This is a genomic window from uncultured Sphingomonas sp., assembly GCF_964237155.1.
Taxonomy (GTDB): domain Bacteria; phylum Pseudomonadota; class Alphaproteobacteria; order Sphingomonadales; family Sphingomonadaceae; genus Sphingomonas.
Genome location: NZ_CAXSHH010000138.1, coordinates 1 through 3145 on the forward strand (window position 1 = coordinate 1; position 3145 = coordinate 3145).

The 3145-nt window shown below is 65.9% G+C and carries 4 protein-coding genes; 3 read left to right on the forward strand and 1 reads right to left on the reverse strand.

The window, feature by feature from the left end:
- Nucleotides 1-267 (reverse strand): isocitrate/isopropylmalate family dehydrogenase (locus ACFE71_RS15270; protein ID WP_375429617.1); only part of this gene is annotated, 267 nt, incomplete at its 3' end.
- Between the two features lie 121 nt (nucleotides 268-388).
- On the opposite strand from ACFE71_RS15270, the gene ACFE71_RS15275 reads away from it, so the two are divergent.
- The 3 genes from ACFE71_RS15275 to rpsB form a co-directional block, all read left to right on the forward strand.
- Nucleotides 389-1120, forward strand: coding sequence for a phosphatidylserine decarboxylase (locus tag ACFE71_RS15275; RefSeq protein ID WP_375429618.1), 732 nt, complete (start codon nucleotides 389-391; stop codon nucleotides 1118-1120).
- 13 nt (nucleotides 1121-1133) lie between these two features.
- A complete protein-coding gene (locus ACFE71_RS15280; RefSeq protein ID WP_375429620.1) occupies nucleotides 1134-1943 on the forward strand; it encodes a CDP-alcohol phosphatidyltransferase family protein in 810 nt (269 codons plus the stop codon).
- A gap of 505 nt (nucleotides 1944-2448) precedes the next feature.
- Nucleotides 2449-3145 (forward strand): 30S ribosomal protein S2 (rpsB, locus tag ACFE71_RS15285; RefSeq protein WP_375429619.1); only part of this gene is annotated, 697 nt, incomplete at its 3' end.

Genomic DNA, 3145 nt, shown 5'->3' on the forward strand with positions numbered 1-3145 from the left:
CTTCAGCTTGAACTCCTCGACGCGCTGCTCGTCGGGGGTGATCGTCGCGCACTTGATCGCGACGCCGTGGCGCTGCGTCGCGCGCGCGCTCTCGACGGTCACCTTGTCGTCGGTGGCGTCGCGGTTCTCGATCGACAGGTCGTAATATTCCAGCTCGATATCGAGATACGGCTTGATCAGGCGCTCGCGGATCCACTCCCAGATGATCCGCGTCATCTCGTCGCCGTCCATCTCGACGACGGGCGTCTTCACCGTGATCTTGGCCATGTTCTTTTCCTTGGGGAGGGTCGGCCGTCGTCTAGGCATGAAGGCCCCGCGGATCAACCGAGGTCGTGTCCATCGGCGGGCAAGGTTGTGCGGCTCCCCCGGGGCCGATAGACGCAGGGGCATGGCATCAACCAAAAAGCCGCCGGTGGTCACCTCCACCGTGAAATGGCGCTTCCCCGCCGTCCACACCGAAGGCCGCAAGTTCGTCGCGATCTCCACCGGGTTGACGCTCCTCCTGACCTGGCTCGTGTCGCACGTCCTGTTCTGGCCGCTGGTCGGCGTGACGATCTGGGTCGCGACCTTCTTCCGCGATCCCGTCCGAACGACGCCGGTCGGGGAGGGGATGGTCATCGCCCCCGCCGACGGGCTCGTCACCATGATCCAGCGCGTGGCGGTGCCCCGCGAGATGGACGGCGGGAACGGCATCGCGGACGCCAGCCGGGTCCGCGTGTCCATGTTCATGAGCGTCTTCGACGTCCATATTAACCGCAGCCCGGTCGCGGGTACGATCCGCCAGGTCGTCTACATCTCCGGCAAGTTCCTGAACGCCGACCTCGACAAGGCATCCGATGAGAACGAACGCCAGCATTTCGTCGTGGAGGACTTGGACGGGGTCCGCATCGGCTTCACCCAGATCGCCGGGCTGGTCGCGCGGCGCATCATGGGTTTCGTCAAGCCGGGGGACATGGTCGCGGCCGGCCAGCGCATCGGGTTGATCCGTTTCGGTAGTCGCGTCGACGTCTACCTGCCCGACGATTACGCGCCGCAAGTCACGCTCGGCCAGCGCACCATCGCGGGCGAGACGGTGATCGGCCGTCGCGCCGCGTCGCCGGTATCCGGCATCTCGCAATGACGACGCCGCGGTGATCCCGCCCAGGCCGCTTCGCCGCGTCGCGCGCGTCCCCCGCGGGCTGCCGCTGCGCGCGGTCGCGCCCAACGCGGTGACCGCGCTCGCGCTCTGCTCCGGCCTGTCGGGCGTCCGCTTCGCGATTGGCGGCCAGTGGGAGCTCGCCGTCGCCATGATCATCGTCGCAGGCGCGCTCGACGGCATAGACGGGCGCATCGCCCGGCTGCTCCGGGGCGAGAGCCGCTTCGGGGCCGAACTCGACTCGCTGTCCGACGCGATATCCTTCGGGGTCTCGCCCGCGCTGATACTGTATCTCTGGTCCTTGTCCGCGCTGCCCAGGATCGGGTGGATCTGTTCGCTGACGTTCGCGGTCTTCTGCGCGCTCCGCCTCGCACGCTTCAACGCACGGATCGACGAGACCGAACAACCGCACAAATCGGCCGGCTTCCTGACCGGAACGCCCGCACCGGTAGGTGCCGGGCTCGCGCTGACACCAATGTTCCTGTGGTTCTGCACGGACGAGGCGCTGTTCGCCTCCCCCTACCTGGTCGCCCCGTGGACCGCCTTCGTGGCGGCGCTCATGGTGTCCAGCGTCGCGACCTTCTCCTGGTCCTCGCTGCGACTCCGGCGCAACATCCGCTTCGAGGCGCTGGTCTTGGTCGTACTGATCTTCGCAGCCCTGATAACCGCGCCCTGGCACATGCTCAGCGCGATCTCATTGATCTATCTCGCGACGCTGCCATTCAGCGTCACGAGCTATGCCAGGGTCAGGCGGCTTCGCGCAACCGGCGCACCGGCTGCGGGATCGGAGCCGACGCCCAGCGCCTGACGGCGATGCGGCGCTCAGCACCCGCGAGCGCCGCAAGAGGCGTGAAAGTCGGCTCGATGTGACCGGTCGCGAGATGGGCGATCCGCCGCCATTGAGAGATTATCGATACGGCAATCACGCCGACCGACAAGGCGAAGGCGCCGGTGAAGATGAATATCCCTACGATCGCCGTCATGTTCGCCTCCCTGATACCGCGAACCCATCACAAGTCATGGTAAACCGTTAGGGTCGCGAGCGGTTCCGCTGACCAGGCGCGATCGCTCCCCCGATCCCGGCGTAAATGCCTGGATCATGATCTCGATTATCCCTGGTCCTGCTCTGGATCCCATATGTTCCGCACCTGTTCCAGACGTCAAGCGATTCGTTCCGATTGCGTTTGCCGACCCCGTCCGCTATCCGCGCTGCGTTCAACACCGCATGGGAAGCATCATAGCCCGGTGCGGACCGACCTTCTGGTCGGCCCGTCATCCGCTTCCCAGAGGCTTAACCGGAAGGATCTATCCCTATGGCGGCACCCGTCGTCACCTTGCAGCAGCTTATCGAGACCGGCGCGCATTTCGGTCACCAGACGCATCGCTGGAATCCGAAGATGAAGCCGTTCATCTTCGGCGACCGCAACGGCGTTCACATCCTCGACCTGTCGCAGACCGTGCCGCTCCTGGCGCGCGCGCTCGAATTCGTATCGACGACCGTCGCGGGCGGCGGCAAGGTGCTGTTCGTCGGCACCAAGCGTCAGGCGCAGGAGCCCGTCGCCGATAGCGCCCGGCGCTCGAACCAGCATTTCGTCAACCACCGCTGGCTGGGCGGCATGCTCACCAACTGGAAGACCATCTCCGGTTCGATCAAGCGCATGAAGGCGCTCGACGAGCAGCTGTCGGGTGATACCGTCGGCCTGACCAAGAAGGAAGTGCTCCAGCTCACCCGCGAGCGCGACAAGCTCGAGCTCTCGCTCGGCGGCATCCGCGACATGGGCGGCGTCCCGGACGTCATGTTCGTGATCGACGCGAACAAGGAGGAGCTGGCGATCAAGGAGGCCAATACGCTCGGCATCCCCGTCGTCGCGATCCTTGATTCGAACGTCTCGCCTGACGGCATCGCCTTCCCGGTGCCGGCCAACGACGACGCCAGCCGCGCGATCCGTCTCTATTGCGAGGCGATCGCCATCGCCGCCACCCGTGGCGGCGCGGAGAGCCAGCAGCGCC

Excerpts from the sequence above, each read along its gene's own strand:
- ACFE71_RS15275 (WP_375429618.1), top strand. The coding sequence starts at position 389 with ATGGCATCAACCAAAAAGCCGCCGGTGGTCACCTCCACCGTGAAATGG.